The sequence below is a fragment of the Limnohabitans sp. Hippo3 genome (genome assembly GCF_003063665.1).
GTDB lineage: Bacteria > Pseudomonadota > Gammaproteobacteria > Burkholderiales > Burkholderiaceae_C > Limnohabitans_A.
This window is the reverse complement of sequence record NZ_NESF01000001.1, coordinates 249,818-265,015: the sequence shown is the minus strand read 5'-3', so window position 1 is coordinate 265,015 and position 15,198 is coordinate 249,818. Positions and strand designations below refer to the sequence as shown.

Annotated in this window: 18 protein-coding genes and 1 riboswitch; of the genes, 4 read left to right on the top strand and 14 right to left on the bottom strand. The window is 58.8% G+C overall.

The window, feature by feature from the left end; genetic code table 11:
• From B9Z34_RS01285 to B9Z34_RS01275, 3 genes are read right to left on the bottom strand one after another with little or no spacing between them, the layout of a single operon-like run.
• Positions 1 to 876, bottom strand: coding sequence for an ABC transporter substrate-binding protein (locus B9Z34_RS01285; RefSeq protein WP_108426274.1), 876 nt, complete (start codon positions 874 to 876; stop codon positions 1 to 3).
• The gene (locus B9Z34_RS01280; protein WP_108426273.1) at positions 869 to 1,678 is read right to left on the bottom strand and encodes an ABC transporter substrate-binding protein; all 810 of its coding nucleotides are present in this window, start codon (positions 1,676 to 1,678) and stop codon (positions 869 to 871) included. Before B9Z34_RS01280 ends, B9Z34_RS01285 begins: the two co-directional genes overlap by 8 nt.
• Positions 1,679 to 1,685: 7 nt before the next feature.
• A complete protein-coding gene (locus B9Z34_RS01275) occupies positions 1,686 to 3,713 on the bottom strand; it encodes a TonB-dependent receptor (protein ID WP_108426272.1) in 2,028 nt (675 codons plus the stop codon).
• A 67-nt stretch (positions 3,714 to 3,780) separates the two neighbouring features.
• Positions 3,781 to 4,028, bottom strand: a riboswitch (cobalamin riboswitch).
• 71 nt (positions 4,029 to 4,099) lie between these two features.
• On the opposite strand from B9Z34_RS01275, the gene B9Z34_RS01270 reads away from it, so the two are divergent.
• The 3 genes from B9Z34_RS01270 to B9Z34_RS01260 all read left to right on the top strand — a co-directional run bounded on the left by B9Z34_RS01270 (position 4,100) and on the right by B9Z34_RS01260 (position 5,719).
• Complete coding sequence (locus B9Z34_RS01270; protein WP_108426271.1) at positions 4,100 to 4,330, top strand: DUF904 domain-containing protein; 231 nt, start codon at positions 4,100 to 4,102, stop codon at positions 4,328 to 4,330.
• Positions 4,327 to 4,653, top strand: coding sequence for a cell division protein ZapA (locus B9Z34_RS01265; protein WP_108426270.1), 327 nt, complete (start codon positions 4,327 to 4,329; stop codon positions 4,651 to 4,653). Before B9Z34_RS01270 ends, B9Z34_RS01265 begins: the two co-directional genes overlap by 4 nt.
• A gap of 250 nt (positions 4,654 to 4,903) precedes the next feature.
• A complete protein-coding gene (locus tag B9Z34_RS01260) occupies positions 4,904 to 5,719 on the top strand; it encodes a sulfite exporter TauE/SafE family protein (protein ID WP_108426269.1) in 816 nt (271 codons plus the stop codon).
• A gap of 28 nt (positions 5,720 to 5,747) precedes the next feature.
• Here B9Z34_RS01260 and B9Z34_RS01255 read toward each other — a convergent pair whose 3' ends face one another.
• The 3 genes from B9Z34_RS01255 to hemN all read right to left on the bottom strand — a co-directional run bounded on the left by B9Z34_RS01255 (position 5,748) and on the right by hemN (position 8,732).
• Positions 5,748 to 6,491, bottom strand: a complete 744-nt coding sequence (locus tag B9Z34_RS01255; RefSeq protein WP_158268687.1) for an SIMPL domain-containing protein — start codon at positions 6,489 to 6,491, stop codon at positions 5,748 to 5,750.
• Between the two features lie 98 nt (positions 6,492 to 6,589).
• Positions 6,590 to 7,267 carry a sulfite exporter TauE/SafE family protein gene (locus tag B9Z34_RS01250; RefSeq protein ID WP_108426267.1) on the bottom strand — a complete coding sequence of 226 codons (678 nt, stop codon included), beginning with the start codon at positions 7,265 to 7,267 and terminating at the stop codon, positions 6,590 to 6,592.
• An 82-nt stretch (positions 7,268 to 7,349) separates the two neighbouring features.
• Entirely contained in the window at positions 7,350 to 8,732 is a 1,383-nt protein-coding gene (hemN, locus tag B9Z34_RS01245) for an oxygen-independent coproporphyrinogen III oxidase (protein ID WP_108426266.1), read from the bottom strand.
• Between the two features lie 208 nt (positions 8,733 to 8,940).
• Here hemN and fnr point away from each other — a divergent pair, with 208 nt between their 5' ends.
• Positions 8,941 to 9,660 (top strand): fumarate/nitrate reduction transcriptional regulator Fnr, encoded by a 720-nt coding sequence (gene fnr, locus B9Z34_RS01240; RefSeq protein WP_108426265.1) that lies wholly within the window; start codon positions 8,941 to 8,943, stop codon positions 9,658 to 9,660.
• On the opposite strand, the gene B9Z34_RS01235 is transcribed toward fnr, so the two are convergent.
• The 8 genes from B9Z34_RS01235 to ccoS form a co-directional block, all read right to left on the bottom strand.
• The gene (locus tag B9Z34_RS01235) at positions 9,638 to 9,943 is read right to left on the bottom strand and encodes a hypothetical protein (RefSeq protein WP_108426264.1); all 306 of its coding nucleotides are present in this window, start codon (positions 9,941 to 9,943) and stop codon (positions 9,638 to 9,640) included. The two genes, fnr and B9Z34_RS01235, sit on opposite strands and share 23 nt — an antisense overlap.
• Positions 9,944 to 9,959: 16 nt before the next feature.
• Positions 9,960 to 10,244, bottom strand: a complete 285-nt coding sequence (locus B9Z34_RS01230) for a nitrogen fixation protein FixH (RefSeq protein WP_108426263.1) — start codon at positions 10,242 to 10,244, stop codon at positions 9,960 to 9,962.
• 29 nt (positions 10,245 to 10,273) lie between these two features.
• Positions 10,274 to 11,725, bottom strand: a complete 1,452-nt coding sequence (gene ccoG / locus B9Z34_RS01225; RefSeq protein WP_369907562.1) for a cytochrome c oxidase accessory protein CcoG — start codon at positions 11,723 to 11,725, stop codon at positions 10,274 to 10,276.
• A 61-nt stretch (positions 11,726 to 11,786) separates the two neighbouring features.
• On the bottom strand, positions 11,787 to 12,719 hold the full coding sequence (gene ccoP / locus B9Z34_RS01220; protein WP_108426261.1) for a cytochrome-c oxidase, cbb3-type subunit III: 933 nt from the start codon (positions 12,717 to 12,719) through the stop codon (positions 11,787 to 11,789).
• Between the two features lie 38 nt (positions 12,720 to 12,757).
• Entirely contained in the window at positions 12,758 to 12,898 is a 141-nt protein-coding gene (locus B9Z34_RS01215) for a cbb3-type cytochrome c oxidase subunit 3 (protein ID WP_108426260.1), read from the bottom strand.
• 9 nt (positions 12,899 to 12,907) lie between these two features.
• Positions 12,908 to 13,534 (bottom strand): cytochrome-c oxidase, cbb3-type subunit II, encoded by a 627-nt coding sequence (gene ccoO / locus B9Z34_RS01210; protein WP_108426259.1) that lies wholly within the window; start codon positions 13,532 to 13,534, stop codon positions 12,908 to 12,910.
• 13 nt (positions 13,535 to 13,547) lie between these two features.
• Positions 13,548 to 14,987: a cytochrome-c oxidase, cbb3-type subunit I gene (gene ccoN / locus B9Z34_RS01205; protein ID WP_108426258.1), complete on the bottom strand. Its 1,440-nt coding sequence runs from the start codon at positions 14,985 to 14,987 to the stop codon at positions 13,548 to 13,550.
• Between the two features lie 70 nt (positions 14,988 to 15,057).
• The gene (gene ccoS, locus B9Z34_RS01200) at positions 15,058 to 15,195 is read right to left on the bottom strand and encodes a cbb3-type cytochrome oxidase assembly protein CcoS (protein ID WP_090046617.1); all 138 of its coding nucleotides are present in this window, start codon (positions 15,193 to 15,195) and stop codon (positions 15,058 to 15,060) included.
• Positions 15,196 to 15,198: the final 3 nt, after the last annotated feature.

The following is a 15,198-nucleotide window of genomic DNA, read 5'->3' as shown; positions in this document are numbered from 1 at the left end:
TCAAGGCTTATCCCCCGCCGTCCGCTGCAAACACTGCACCATGAGGCGCGCACCTTCGGCGATGCGCGGACCCGCACGCACCAGCATGTCGGACTCTTCCGATGAAAAGGCGCAGACCTTGCCCGACTGGAACGCCTTGAGCTGAGACCACCCGGGTCGCTGCGCCATGTTGGCGCGGCTGCTGTCACCGGCCATGATCACATCGGGCTGGGCACGCACCACGAACTCGGGGTTGATTTTGGGGAAAGGCCCCAAGCTGGCGGGCAAGATGTTGCGCATGCCCAAACGCGCGAGTGTCTCGCCAATGAAAGACGACTCGCTCGCACCGTAAGGCGCAGGGCTGACTTCGACGTAAATTTTCTGCCCTTTGGCGTGGGACGGCAAAGACTGCGCTGCCGCAACCACACCCGCATCGATCTGCCGCCAAACGGCATCGCTTTGGGCTTTGGGCACACCCAGCGCCTGCGCCACGGTGTGCAGCACCCGCTGCGCATCGGCATGGGTGCGCGGCTCCAGCACCAGCACGGTCAAACCCAGGGCTTGAAAGCGCTCGGCGCCCCGCGCCGAAGTGGCCATCAGCACAAGATCGGGGCGTAGCGCCACCACCGCTTCCATGCTGGGGTCCAGACCGCCACCCATGCGCGGCAGCTGGCGCACCGATTCGGGCCAGTTGGAATAACGGTCCAAGCCGACCAACTTGTGGCATTGGCCCAGCGCACAAACGGTTTCGGTCAGAGACGGCAAGAGGCTCACAATCCGCTCAGGCGGCTTGGTGATCACGATATCCTGCTGGCGGTCGTCACGCACCGTCACAGCCTGTGCCAAGGCAGAGCACAGCAACAAACCGATCCACCAGAAGGACCGAGGATCACGCATATTGGTCCACCCATTGGCTGATGATGCGGTGCATCTGGGCCACGCCATCGGTCAAGGCGGCAGGACCCGGCTGCAAAATGTCGGCCGATTTGATTTCAAACAACTGCCCGTTGCGCACGGCCGGCACATGCTGCCAGCCGGGTCGGGCTGCGACTTTTTCAGGGCGGAACTTCTTGCCGCACCAGGAGCCGATGATGATGTCGGGGGCACGGTCGATGATGGTCTGTGGATCGGCGATGATGCGGTCCTTGCCCAGCGACTGCACCGCCAGCTCGGGGAACATATCGTCGCCCCCGGCCATGCCCAACAATTCAGACACCCAGCGAATGCCACTGATGTGGGGCTCGTCCCATTCTTCAAAAAATACCTTGGGTCGGCGCTTAAAGCCTGCCGCTTTGTGCTGGATCGCTTGGAGCTCGGCCCGCATGGCCTGCAAACGCTCCAAGCCCTGCTCGGCCTGCCCCACCATGGCCGCCACCTGATACAGCATGGAAAAAATTTCATCCACGCTGCGCTGGTTGAACACCGTCACCTGCACGCCTGCCTTGATCAACAAGGACGCAATGTCGGCCTGAAGGTCCGAGAAGCCAAAAACACAATCAGGCTGGAGCGCCAGGATCTTGTCGATCTTGGCGCTCAAAAATGCACTGACCTTGGGCTTTTCTTCGCGGGCCCGGCGCGGGCGCACCGTGTAGCCCGAGATGCCCACGATGCGCTGCTCCTGCCCCAACAAATAGAGCCACTCCGTTGTCTCTTCGGTGAGACAGACGATGCGTTGGGGGCCGAGCACCAAGCTTTGCATACAAGCGTCAAAACTTGTACTTAGCTGTCAACATGAGATTTCGTCCCATGTCCGGATACAAGGTGTAACCACTGGTTGTCGTGGCATAGCCATAGTATTTCTTGTCCAGCAGATTTTTCACAAGAATCGACAACTCAAGTTTGTCGAGGGTATGTGCATAGCGCCAATCGAGAGTGGCGTATCCGGGCATTTTGCTGGCGTTATCAAAGCTGCCTGCAATGGCTTGCTGACTAACCGCTGTCACCATCCATGACATGACTTGCTTGGCAGGCATGCGCCAATCGACCCGTACACCCAATGACTGCTTGGGCGACATAGGCACTTGTTTGCCCATATTGGCGCCAGACAAGAACTTAGCATCTCGCAGACTCAGGCTACCCGAAACGCTGAGGCTAGAGCTGTGCGGATAGCTCCAGAAGAATTCCAGAGTTTGGCGGCGGGTAGGTTCCAGATTGATGTTGGCCCAGTTAGCAGGGTCGTAAATGATCTCGTTTCTCAGATCTGAGCGCGCCCAGCGGACACTGGCACGCGCCTGGCTTGGCCAGCGGTACTTGAGGCCAAGCTCCTTCTCCGTAGAGGTTTGCGGCCGCAGAGCAATTGGGTTACCGTTCGTGTCGTAGGCCGGAGTCGTGAACTCATCTACGTTAGGCAAGCGGTAAGATTCCGCCCAACGTCCATACACCGTCGCAGCCTCGTTCAGTGTCTGAGAAAACCCCAACTCTGCCGCAGACAATTTGTCTGTACTGACCGTTTTCCCTGGAGTGAATCCCCCCACGATATTCTGGAATTTATCAATATCTTCGGAGCGATAACCCACCGACAACTGCGTACCGGTAGCCTTCAGGATCGAATCGCTTTTAAGGAAATAGGATGTGGTGTTGTAGCCCAGTTTGATACTGCTGCCAAAAGAGGGATTGAGCGGGTAAATGCGGTTTTGATCCCAGTTAATTTTCTCTGTACCGACCGTAAAGGTTTGGCGACCCCAGCTTGTGTCCATGGGACGAATCGCTTGCAGTCCCGTGCTGTTGTTGCTGGTTTCAAATCGCAACGGATATGCGAAAGCTCCCATGACCGCCAGCGCTTCGTAATCTCGCTTGCGCTGAGCCAAATCCAATCGCAACACACTCCCCAAGACATCCGCCTCAACAAATGCCGCCTGGCCATTGGCCCTAGCATCCAGATAAGTTCGGTTGCTGAATGAAGAGGGTTGTGCCTGGCGTGGGTCGGCAGCGTACTGCGTCAGCGTCAATCCACCAGGTGTCTGAGCATGCTCACTGCGCTGATTAGCAATGACGCCAACGCGAAAGCTATCTCCACGGAACTGTGCGGACACATTGACGTTTTTGTCAGAACTTGCGCCGTTTTGACGATAACCGTCTGATCGACGGTCTAGTCCCGAAGCATTGAAATTCCATTGCTCAGCCGAATAGAACAAGCCGCCTTTTACTTCACGTGTCCCGTAGGAGCCCACAGAAGCGGTAGCCTGCCCCGAGACACCCACTGGATGCACCAGACCCGAAGCTTTCGTGATGATGTGGATCACCCCTGCAACCGCCCCTTCGCCGTACAGCACAGACGATGAGCCTCGGAGAATCTCGATTCGCTCAATCTGATCAAGCGCCAAGGCAGACAATCTCAGTTCACTGGAGTCTCCCTGCTTGTAAGCGATACCGTCAATGACCACCACCATGTTGGAGGCAGCTGTATCACCAAATCCCCCGAGGTCCAAAGAGTATTCGTTTCCCCCGGAAAGACTTGGACGGCCCAGCACACCACCGAGTTTCATGATGGCCTCGTTGACTGTTCCAACACCAGAGGACTCGATCTGGGCACGGGTAATTACGGTGGTGGCTACCGGCAACTCATGCGCATCCTGTTTGTATTTGGATGCACTGATCACCACAGAGTTTTGTGACAGGTCAAGGCTTGGGGCTACGCCCTGCACCTGAGCATGGACAACCGAAGCCCACAAAATTGGAGCGACACCACAAGTATGGGCGGCATAACGCGCCACAGTAGAAATATTTTTCTTCATGAGAAACTAACAAGTCAAACGCCCTCACCGCCTTCCCCGACAGTGCATGGGCTTTACAACCTGTCTTGCGACAGGTCACCTTGTTGGCCGGTATCCGGGCTGACAGAGCGACTTCCATCACCTTCCCAGTTGCCTGTTTCAGGGCGACCAGTGGTTTGAGATGAAAGCTGGATTTTCTTTTGACAGAAAACCCGTCTGCTTACCGTTGCGGGGGCAGCGCAGGTTAGGTGGGCCGGGTTGGCTTTTCCCTCCTGCTTCCCGTTGAACTGCGCGCCGTGAACCGGCATCGCGAGCACCAACAACAATCATTTTATGCGCCAAACTGTCTCCCAGCCTACAAAATCGCCCACGCTCTACAATGCGAAATCTCTTTTTCTTTGTCTGCCATGGCCCATTCCGACACCATTGATCAAATTGCCGAGCGTGTGGATCATTTGTTGCTGCGCCACGAAGAGCTTCAACGCACCAACGCTTTATTGGCCCAGCAAGTCCAGGCGCTGACCCTTGAGCGTGACCAGCTCAAATCCCGACTGGCGGCAGCCAGAGCGCGTGTGGATGCCCTGATTGAGCGTTTGCCCGCATCCAGCACCCCCGCATCTCCTGAGGCTTCAGCATGAGCAACAAACAATTGGACGTCCAGATCATGGGACAAAGTTACATCCTCGGTTGCCCCGAGGGGGGTGAAGAGCGCTTGTTGGCTGCGGTGCGCAAAGTGGATGAAGCCATGTGCAAGATCCGCGATGCCGGCAAGATCAAGGCGCGTGACCGCATCGCCGTTCTGGCAGCGTTGAATCTGGCCTTCGAGCAATCTGAAACGCCTTCGCCCACCACCAACACCCAAGCTGCTGCGGCAGATGTCCCCGAAGCATCGCAAGAGCGCTTGTCGCAGCTGCTCAAGCGTCTGGACCATGTTCTGGAGCAAGACGGTCAATTGATCTGATGCAGACGTTGTTCTGTGGCAGGTCTTTTGAAAGTCCTACAATGCCATGGTCTGCGGTGCATGCCGGGCTTTATATTTCCTTGAACCAATGCTCTTAGAGCCCGGGCTTGGTACATTGGCTGGTGAGCGTGATCGTCTCGCGTCAGATGAACCCAACGCCAGTCTGCCCTCGCCCACCTGAACCCCGGTTCAGGATGCCGGTCCGGTGGCACTCGCAGACACCTTTCCTTTCTAGATTTTCCATTCCCCCATGATCATCGAACCTCTGCTGTTGGCCGAATTGGCCGTTTTGGGCCTGTGCACGGGCTTTTTGGCGGGCCTGTTGGGCATTGGCGGCGGCATGATCATGGTGCCGTTCTTGACTTACCTGCTGGGTGCGCGTGGGGTCAGCCCCGACCTGGCCGTCAAGATGGCGATCGCCACATCCATGGCCACCATCATCTTCACCAGCGTCTCCAGTGTGCGTGCCCACCACAAGAAAAAAGCCGTGCGCTGGGATCTGGTCAAGGGCCTGGCCCCGGGCATTGTGATCGGCAGCCTGATCGGCAGCATGGGCATTTTTGCTTTTGCCAAAGGCACTTACCTGGCCTTGTTTTTTGCGGCTTTTGTCGGCTTCTCGGCGACGCAAATGTTTCTGGACAAAAAACCTGCCCCTTCTCGCCAAGTGCCTGGTTTCCAGGGTTTGCTGGGCGCAGGCGGTCTGATCGGTTTGCTGTCGGGCCTGGTGGGTGCAGGCGGGGGCTTCATCAGCGTGCCGTTCATGGCCTGGTGCAATGTGGCCATCCACAACGCGGTGGCCACCAGCGCAGCTTTGGGTTTTCCGATTGCGCTGGCCAACGTGGCCGGTTACATCGTCAGCGGTCAGAACGTGCAGGACCTGCCAGCCTACAGCTTTGGCTACTTGTGGTTGCCCGCTTTGGCGGTGATTGCCGTGTGCAGCGTGCTCATGGCCCCCATTGGCGCGGCAACGGCCCACAAACTGCCGGTCAAGCAACTCAAGCGCGTTTTTGCCAGCGTGCTTTATCTGCTGGCCGCTTACATGCTCTACAAAGGCCTGTCCGCCTGATTCAGGGCCTGAATTCAGGCCCACCCTGTCAGCGCATGGCGATGCTGCCCGTCAGGTTCACCACCACGCGCGACTTGCCTGCCATCGTGGGCACAGCAGCGGGTGTCTCGTCCATCTGCACCATGGCCATGCGGGGCATGACACTGCCCTCACTGGCCTCTTGCGCGTTCACGCGCACTTCCCTGAGGGTGTAAGCGCTGAAGCCAAACTGCTGCGTCAAGGCTTGGGCTCGGGTCTGAAAACGTGCGACCGCCTCGGCCTGGATGCGTGTTTCGGCCGCATTCTTTTGCTCTGCACTCAGCCGCCATTCGATCCGCGAGACCGTCATCTCTGGCAACCGCGCCGCGAGGGTGGCGATCTGCTCGGCATCGCGGCCCTGCAACACCAATTGCGCCGTCCCTACCCAGCCATTGATCTTCCCATCTCGCCCATACCGGGGTGAAACGTTCATCTCGCCCGTTCTCACTTCCAGTGCGACGGGCTTGGCCATGGGGCTGGCAACAGCCAAGGCGGCCGACAGCACCGCGTTGAGCTGCTTTTGAACCGCAGGCGCTTGCAAGCCCTCTTTTTGAACCGACAAGCTCATGACCAGCCAGTCTTGAGCCACTTCTGTCTGTGCCGAAGCGCTCAGGTGCAGGACTTGATGCGCGACAGCATAGCCCGCATGAGGCATCTGAGAGGTGGATGGGTTTGGGCCTTGTGCGAAGGCGACAGGCCCCAAAAGCGTGGTCATCAGGGCCAAGGCCATGGAAGGCTTGGAAATCAAAGTCATGGGCTCTTTCCGGGAATGGGTCAAAACAACTGACAGAAACACGCGCATTGTGAAGGCCAGCAGGGTCAAAGAACTGTCTGGTCCGGTGCGGTTTGGTTTCAGGGTGTAACGCACCAAGGGGCTTGGTCATGCACCAAACCCATCCACAAAGCCCAGGCCGAGACGCCTGCCAGCGCCAAACCAGCCACACGCATGCCCCAGGCTCCGTCACCGAGTGTTTGCATGCGCAAAAACAACCAGGGACCAGCCCACAGGCTAAGGCTGCTGCCCAGCGCAAACAAAGCCATGGTCGCCGCACCCTCCACAGGCTGGCTGGTCAAGGCGGCCACCATCAAAGCCGAATACAGCAAACCGCAAGGCATCAAGGCCCACAGCCCGCCCACCATCCAGGGCGCGGCGCGTCCCCAGCGGCTGTTGAAGGCTCGCACATGCGCCCACAAGCGGCGAGCGGCGGCATCGAGCCACACGGGTTGTCGTGCCTGCAGCATGAGCAGCAAGCCCAGCACCAGGGCCGTGAGGTGCAGCAAGGTCCAGACCGGGCGAATGGCGGCCGACTGCGTGGTCAACCAGCCTAGGCCCTGCACGCTGGCTGCAGCCACCGCGCCCAGCAGTGAATACCCGGCCAAACGCCCGAGCTGAAAAGCCAGCAAGGCCTGAGCACGCCGCTCGCCTGCGGCTAGGCCCAGGCCCGCACAGGCGGCGCCACACATGGCCACACAATGTGGCCCACCCAACACCCCCATCATCAAGGCCGTGATGGCCAAAGAACTTTGCATGCCCTGCCTGCTGGTTGATCTGCGTCGCATTGTCGGCGATGCGCACAGCCCATGGCCGGGCCATGCCCAAAGCACCAAGGCATCAGATGATTTTGGAAAAGCGGCTGCGGTTGCGGTCGGCTTGGACGTAACGGTCAAACACCATGGCCACGCCCCTCACAAAAAACCAGCCCATGGCGGTGACCTGGATGCCGGAGTCACTCAGCGCCACCAAGCCTTGCGACTGCATGTCTTCGAGCTGGCTCAGCTCTTTGGCAAACAGGGTTTTGAAATCGACCAACCAGGCCAGGTTGATGGACTCGTATTGCAAATGGCCCTGGCACATCAGCGCCATGATGACCGAGCGGCGAATCAGGTCGTCGCGCGTGAGCGCCAGGCCCCGCACCACCGGAAAGTGGCCCTGGTCGAGCAGGTCACAGTACTCTTCCATGGTCTTGGCGTTCTGGCTGTAAGTCGCGCCGATCCGCCCGATGGAGGAGACGCCCAAGGCAATCAGGTCGCAATCGGCTTGCGTGCTGTAACCTTGGAAGTTGCGGTGCAAACGCCCTTGCCTTTTGGCCACGGCCAAGGCGTCATCGGGCAAGGCGAAGTGGTCCATGCCAATGTAGACATAGCCCGCATCGGTCAAGGCGTCGAGCGAGCGCGACAGCATGGACACTTTGGCTGCACCCGAGGGCAATTCTTCTGCATGGATGCGGCGTTGGGGCTTGAAGCGTTCGGGCAGGTGCGCATAGGCATACAGCGCAATGCGGTCAGGGCGCAGACTTTTCACCTGCTCAAGTGTGCGGTCAAAGGACTCGGGGGTTTGCAAAGGCAGGCCGTAAATCAGATCAACGTTGACCGACTCGAAGCCGAGGTGGCGAGCCGCTTGGACCAGTTGAAACACCTGCTCGGACGGCTGTATGCGGTGCACGGCTTTTTGCACCGCAGGGTCAAAGTCCTGCACGCCGAAACTCAGGCGGTTGAAGCCCAATTCGGCCAGCACGGCCAGTCGACTGTCGTCCACGGTGCGCGGGTCCACCTCGACAGAGTATTCACCGCCCGGCACGAATTCAAAATGTTCTCGCAGCATGGCCATGAGTTGGCGCAACTCTTCGTCGCTCATGAAAGTGGGCGTGCCGCCACCCAAGTGCAACTGGCTGACCGACTGCCCTCGCCCCAGGTGTCGGGTGTGTAGTTCAACCTCTTTGCCGAGGTATTTCAAATACGCTGCAGAACGCTCTTTGTGCTTGGTGATGATTTTGTTGCAAGCGCAGTAATAACAAAGCGATTCGCAAAACGGGATGTGCACATACAAGGACAGAGGTGTCTGCTTGCCCACCGTGCCCGATTGACGCTGCGCCAAGGCTTGCACATAGTCGGCTTCGCCAAAGGCTTCGACGAAACGATCCGCTGTGGGATAGGAGGTGTAACGCGGACCGGGCACGTCAAAACGTGTCAGCAATTCAGGCGTGATGACGGACATGCGGCTGCCCCTTAATTCGAATGTGTTCACAACAATGGTGCGACTTTGCCTGTTTGCCCCCACGCTTGTATTGACTCAAGTCAAACGCTTTACCGGTTTCCCGGGATTTCCTGCGCAGACAGGGTATACCCTGAAATTCGGGGTCGTTTTCGGTATAAGCTCAAGACTTGATCCAAGGCAAATCCATTTCTCAACCATGAGATCAACCATGAATCCCCAAGCCATCAAAGTCGCCTGCTCCAATTGCAACCTGCGTGAGTTGTGCATGCCCATGGGCCTGAGCGAGCATGACCTCAACCGCCTCGACGATCTGGTGGCGGTGCGCCGCAAAGTCAAGCGCGGGACCACTTTGTTCACCAACGGCGAGAAGTTCACCTCGCTGTACGCCATCCGCACGGGATTTTTCAAAACCTGCCTGGCCACCGAAGATGGACGCGACCAGGTCACGGGTTTTCAGATGGCAGGCGAAATCATTGGTTTGGATGGCATCGTGAACGACCAGCACACCTGCGATGCGGTGGCTCTAGAAGATGCCGAGGTCTGTGTCATGCCGTTTGACCGCATCGAAGAGATTTCACGCGAGGTGACCGCGCTGCAAAGCCATGTGCACAAAATCATGAGCCGCGAAATCGTGCGCGAACACGGCGTGATGCTGCTGCTGGGCAGCATGCGGGCCGAGGAGCGACTGGCTGCTTTTTTGCTGAATCTGGTGCAACGCCTGCACGCCCGTGGCTTTTCCCAGTCGGAGCTGGTGCTGCGCATGACGCGCGAGGAAATCGGCAGCTACCTGGGTTTGAAGCTCGAAACCGTCAGCCGCACTTTCTCCAAATTCGTCGAAGAAGGCATGGTGGAAGTCAAACAACGCCATGTCCGCATCGTGGACACCGAAGGTCTGCAGCGTCTGGTCAACAACAACGCGTGCCATTGACGCCGCCCTGCGCACAGTCTGTCGGGCGATCGCCCGGCGCTACCGGGCAGCGGTTGACTTCAAACGGGGACATGCCCAGCAGCGTGGTCAGGGCGCTGGAGAGCATGGTCAGACTCCAAAACGCGAAAAAAGCCAAGGTATAAATCGCTTGCCTGGACAAGTCCAGATCGCGCCCGAACCAGTGCAGGTCTCGCGGGTCGACGAAGGCGAACACCAGCATTTCCATCAGTCCGGCCACCAAAAAGGCAGGCCAGGCAATCCACATCCAACGTTGAGCCCGCATGGTGTCTTCCTTCCCCTCAGGGTTGAGTCGGTGCGGCAGCAGGCGCCTGGACCGCTGAGGGCAATTCGCCCGTGGCCGCGTGGTTGCGGCCTTGCATGGCTGGGGCATGCGCGATGCCCTGGCGTTCCTGCATGGCGCTGCGCGGCGTCACCTGAAGCACCGGGTCGGGGTTGCTGGCGGCAATGTAAAACGTGACCAATCCCGCCACGACCACCACGGCCGGGCCGCCCACCACCATCCAGACCAGGCCAAAGCGCCACCAGGGTTGACCCTCTTGGGGCTTGCGCAGTGCGTTGTTCATGTGTGTCTTTCTGAAAAGGAGGTCACCCATCAACGGGGAACCAGGAACACGGTTTTCTCGCTCAACTGTCCCACCACTTGGCCATCGGGCGCGCGTGAGGCGATGCGGAAATGGATCGGGTACGAGCCCGCAGCGGCCGCATCATAGGGCAGCTGCAAACGCACCGATACCCAGCGGGACTCGGTGGCGGCCACTTGGACCTCAGGCTCACCCACCAGCTTAAGGCCAGGCAAGCCATCGATCTGCAACTCAAAGTTCAAGTGGTGTTCGGCTGCATTCATGATTTGCAGGCGGTACACGTTCTCGATCTGACCGCCTGCAACGATGCGGGCCAAAGTGGCACGGTCGCGTTCGATGTCCACTTTGAAAGGCTGGCGCAGCCACAGGGATGCCCCGACACCGACGATGATGGCCCACAACACAGCGGTGTAGACCAACACGCGGGGGCGGAAAATGCGGCGCACCGTTTGCGCCCAGTTCCAGCCCTTGTCCATCGCGTTTTGCGTGGAGAACTTGATCAGGCCGCGCGGATAACCCACTTTGTCCATCACGTTGTTACACACGTCCACACAAGCGCCGCAGCCAATGCATTCGTACTGGAGGCCTTTGCGGATGTCGATGCCGGTGGGGCAGACTTGCACACACAAGGTGCAGTCCACACAAGAACCCAGGCCCAGGGCTTGGGGATCGGCTTTTTTGGATCGGGCACCCCGGGGCTCGCCCCGCCCTTCGTCGTAGGTGACGATGAGCGTGTCCTTGTCGAACATGGCGCTTTGAAAGCGGGCATAGGGGCACATGTATTTGCACACCTGCTCGCGCATGAAGCCCGCGTTGCCGTAGGTGGCAAAACTGTAAAACAGGATCCAGAAAATTTCCCACGGGCCAAAGCCCAGCGACAGGATCGTTGCCGTCAACTCGCGGATGGGCGTGAAATAGCCCACGAAGGTGAAACCCGTCCACAACGAGAACACGATCCAGGCGAGCTGCTTGCACGTCTTGCGCCAGACTTTGTTGAAGCTCAGCGGTGCGGCATCCAGGCGCATGCGGGCAGATCGGTCGCCCTCGAACTGGCGCTCGATCCAGATGAAAATTTCGGTGTAAACGGTTTGCGGGCAGGCAAAACCGCACCACAAACGCCCTGCCACTGCCGTGAACAGAAACAAGGAGAGTGCAGAAATGACCAGCAACGCGGTCAGGTAAATGAAGTCTTGCGGATACAGCACCAAGCCGAAAATGTAGAAGCGCCGAGCCCCCAGATCGAACAAGACCGCCTGACGCTGCCCCCATTCCAGCCAAGGCAGGCCATAAAAAACCAATTGCGTGATGACCACCATCAACCAACGGCAGCGGGCGAAAACGCCCTGCACACTGCGTGGGTAGATTTTTTGGTGCGCCTGGTACAGCGACACCAGTTCCGCATCACCGTCGGTGGGTACGGGGGTGATGGGGATCACGCTGCGGGGGGGACGCTGATCGGGGATGGACAAAATGCAGACCTTGGGTCAAAGGGTGCAGCAGGACGGGCCTGCTGCACGGGGGACATCATTTCGCGGCGCTGACCGTGGTGCTCACCGGGGCGTTGTTGGACAAGCCCCAGACATAAGAGGCCAGCACATGGATCTGACCTTCGGTCAGCTTCTGAGCCTGGGCGGGCATCTGGTTGACCTTGCCGTTGTTGATCATGTTGACGATGGCGTTTTCACCCCAACCGTGCAGCCAGATGTCGTCGGTCAGGTTGGGCGCACCCAGGGCGTGGTTGCCCTTGCCGTCCATGCCGTGGCAGGCTGCGCAGACACCAAACTTGGACTTGCCCAGCGAGGCGCGCAGGGAGTCGTGCGGGCTGCCCGACAGGCTGAGCACGTAGTGGGCCACGTTGCGCACCTCTTCAGGGCCGCCCACCGCTGCGGCCATGGGGGGCATGTTGCCCGCACGGCCTTGCACCAAGGTGGTCTTGATCGCGTCAGGTGTGCCGCCATAAAGCCAGTCGGCATCGGCCAGATTGGGGAAGCCTTTGCTGCCCCGTGCGTCCGAGCCGTGGCATTGCGCGCAGTTGTTCATGAACAAGCGGTCCCCAATGGCCAAGGCTTTCGGGTCTTTGGACACCTCTTCAGGCGGCATACCCAAAAACTTGGCGTACAGGGGGGCCACTTCGGCGTTGCCTTTGGCCACTTCGGTTTCGTATTGACCAGCCGAAGACCAGCCGAATTTGCCGGCAAAGCTGCCCGCACCGGGGTACATGGCCAGGTAAACGAGGGAGAAGACAATGGTGATCACGAACAGGCCCACCCACCAACGCGGCAAGGGGTTGTTCATCTCGCGCAGGTCACCGTCCCAGACATGGCCAGTGGTGTTGTCGTTGGCGGTCATGGCCTTGGCCTTGCCACTGAACCACAGCAAAAGCAGGCAGGCGATGATGCTGACCAGCGTGATACCTGCCACGTACAAGTGCCAGAAATTGCTGATGAAGTCACTCATGGGGATTCCTTGGTATTTTTTGAGTTCTGGTGGACAGCTCAGTCGTCCTGACGGAATGGCAGCTGCGCCGCCTCGTCAAAACTGGCCTGGTTACGGCGCGACCACGCCCACACCACAATGCCGATGAAGGCAGCAAAGGCGAGCAAAGTCACGATGGATCGCAATGTGTTGATGTCCATGGCCGTTCCTTATTTGCGGTGGGTGCCCAGCACCTGCAGGTAGGCGATGACAGCATCCAGCTCGGTCTTACCTTTCACCTCTTCAGGGGCCTTGGCGATTTCTTCGTCCGTGTAAGGCGCGCCCAGTGTGCGCAGACCGCTCATGTGGGCCTGTATGGAGCTGGCGTTGGCGGCCGTCTTTTCCAGCCAGGGGTAGGCGGGCATGTTGGACTCGGGCACCAGATCACGGGGGTTGGTCAGGTGGATGCGGTGCCATTCGTCGCTGTAGCGGCCACCCACACGGGCCAGATCAGGACCTGTGCGCTTGGAGCCCCACTGGAAGGGGCGGTCGTAGACGAATTCACCCGCCAGCGAGTAGGAGCCGTAGCGCAGCGTTTCGGCGCGGAAGGGCCGGATCATCTGCGAGTGGCAGTTGTAGCAACCTTCGCGCACATAGACATCGCGTCCGGCCACTTGCAGCGCGGTGTAGGGCTTGAGGCCCGGCACCGGTTCGGTGGTGGACTTCTGGAAGAACAGCGGCAGGATTTCGACCATGCCACCGACCAACAAAACAACCAGGATCAGCACGATCATCAGGAAGTTGTTGGTCTCGACTTTCTCATGCGACAAGCCGCCTGATTTTTGGTTTTGAGCCATGTTTGATTTCTCCTCAGGCGTGTGCAGGTTCGAGAGTGGGAATGCGGACTTCAACAGAACGCCCCCGAGTCACCGTCTTGAAGGTGTTCCAAAGCATGATGAGCATGCCCATCAGGTAGAGCAAACCGCCCAGCAAACGCAAGACATAGAACGGGTAAGTGGCTTTGACCGACTCGACGAAGGTGTAGGTCAGGGTGCCGTCGGCGTTCACAGCGCGCCACATCAGGCCTTGCATCACACCGGCAATCCACATGGCCGCGATGTAGATCACGATGCCGATGGTGGCCGTCCAGAAGTGCACTTCAATCGCCTTGACGCTGTACATCTGCTTTTGACCGAACAAGCGGGGAATCAGGTAGTACATGGAGCCCATGGTCACCAGACCCACCCAACCCAAGGCACCCGAGTGCACATGGCCCACGGTCCAGTCGGTGTAGTGGGAGAGCGCATTGACGGTCTTGATCGACATCATCGGGCCTTCGAAGGTCGACATGCCGTAGAAAGACAGGGACACGATCAGGAAACGCAGGATCGGGTCGTCACGCAGTTTGTGCCAGGCGCCAGACAGGGTCATGATGCCGTTGATCATGCCGCCCCAGCTGGGGGCCAACAAGATGAGCGAGAAGACCATGCCCACCGATTGGGTCCAATCGGGCAGCGCGGTGTAGTGCAGGTGGTGTGGGCCGGCCCACATGTAGGTGAAGATCAGGGCCCAGAAGTGCACGATCGACAGGCGGTACGAGTACACGGGGCGCTCAGCCTGCTTGGGGATGAAGTAATACATCATGCCCAGGAAACCAGCCGTGAGGAAGAAGCCCACAGCGTTATGGCCATACCACCACTGGACCATGGCGTCCTGCACACCCGCGTAGGCGGAGTAGGACTTCATCATGCCCACGGGCAGCGCTGCGCTGTTGACGATGTGCAACAAGGCCACGGCGATGATGAACGCACCAAAGAACCAGTTGGCCACATAAATGTGACGCACCTTGCGTGTGCCGATGGTGCCAAAGAAGACCACGGCAAACGCCACCCAGACCAGGGTGATCAGGATGTCGATGGGCCACTCCAGCTCGGCGTATTCCTTGCCGCTGGTGTAACCCAAAGGTAGGGAAATGGCGGCCAACAAGATGACCAGTTGCCAGCCCCAGAAGGTGAAAGCCGCGAGTTTCTCGCCAAACAGCCGGACGTTGCAGGTGCGCTGCACCACGTAGTAAGCCGCTGCGAACAAGCCGCAACCACCGAACGCAAAAATCACCGCGTTGGTGTGCAATGGCCGCAGGCGACCGTAGCTGAGCCAGGAAATGCCCAGGTTGAGCTCCGGCCAGGTCAGCTGGGCCGCGATGATCACGCCCACCAGCATGCCCACTACGCCCCAAACCACCGTCATGATGGCGAATTGCCTGACAACCTTGTCGTTGTAGGACGTCGCCTGCATATTGGCAAATTTCATTTTCACCTCTTCTTTTTAAAAACTACCAGCACAGTTTGCCCGGGTATACACCGAGGTCACTTGATCAAAATCAATCGTCACGCAAAATGCGCTCGCCTTCGGCCTCGATGTCCTCAAATTGACCCCGGTCAATCGCCCACCAGAGACCGGCCAGGATGAAAAACACCAAAGCCACAGACAAGGGAATCAGCAAATACAGGATGTCCATGGT

Coding starts and splice junctions, on each gene's coding strand:
- B9Z34_RS01285 (WP_108426274.1), bottom strand. CDS start 876: ATGCGTGATCCTCGGTCCTTCTGGTGGATCGGTTTGTTGCTGTGCTCT.
- B9Z34_RS01280 (WP_108426273.1), bottom strand. CDS start 1,678: ATGCAAAGCTTGGTGCTCGGCCCCCAACGCATCGTCTGTCTCACCGAA.
- B9Z34_RS01275 (WP_108426272.1), bottom strand. CDS start 3,713: ATGAAGAAAAATATTTCTACTGTGGCGCGTTATGCCGCCCATACTTGT.
- B9Z34_RS01270 (WP_108426271.1), top strand. CDS start 4,100: ATGGCCCATTCCGACACCATTGATCAAATTGCCGAGCGTGTGGATCAT.
- B9Z34_RS01265 (WP_108426270.1), top strand. CDS start 4,327: ATGAGCAACAAACAATTGGACGTCCAGATCATGGGACAAAGTTACATC.
- B9Z34_RS01260 (WP_108426269.1), top strand. CDS start 4,904: ATGATCATCGAACCTCTGCTGTTGGCCGAATTGGCCGTTTTGGGCCTG.
- B9Z34_RS01255 (WP_158268687.1), bottom strand. CDS start 6,491: ATGACTTTGATTTCCAAGCCTTCCATGGCCTTGGCCCTGATGACCACG.
- B9Z34_RS01250 (WP_108426267.1), bottom strand. CDS start 7,267: ATGCAAAGTTCTTTGGCCATCACGGCCTTGATGATGGGGGTGTTGGGT.
- hemN (WP_108426266.1), bottom strand. CDS start 8,732: ATGTCCGTCATCACGCCTGAATTGCTGACACGTTTTGACGTGCCCGGT.
- fnr (WP_108426265.1), top strand. CDS start 8,941: ATGAATCCCCAAGCCATCAAAGTCGCCTGCTCCAATTGCAACCTGCGT.
- B9Z34_RS01235 (WP_108426264.1), bottom strand. CDS start 9,943: ATGCGGGCTCAACGTTGGATGTGGATTGCCTGGCCTGCCTTTTTGGTG.
- B9Z34_RS01230 (WP_108426263.1), bottom strand. CDS start 10,244: ATGAACAACGCACTGCGCAAGCCCCAAGAGGGTCAACCCTGGTGGCGC.
- ccoP (WP_108426261.1), bottom strand. CDS start 12,719: ATGAGTGACTTCATCAGCAATTTCTGGCACTTGTACGTGGCAGGTATC.
- B9Z34_RS01215 (WP_108426260.1), bottom strand. CDS start 12,898: ATGGACATCAACACATTGCGATCCATCGTGACTTTGCTCGCCTTTGCT.
- ccoO (WP_108426259.1), bottom strand. CDS start 13,534: ATGGCTCAAAACCAAAAATCAGGCGGCTTGTCGCATGAGAAAGTCGAG.
- ccoN (WP_108426258.1), bottom strand. CDS start 14,987: ATGAAATTTGCCAATATGCAGGCGACGTCCTACAACGACAAGGTTGTC.
- ccoS (WP_090046617.1), bottom strand. CDS start 15,195: ATGGACATCCTGTATTTGCTGATTCCCTTGTCTGTGGCTTTGGTGTTT.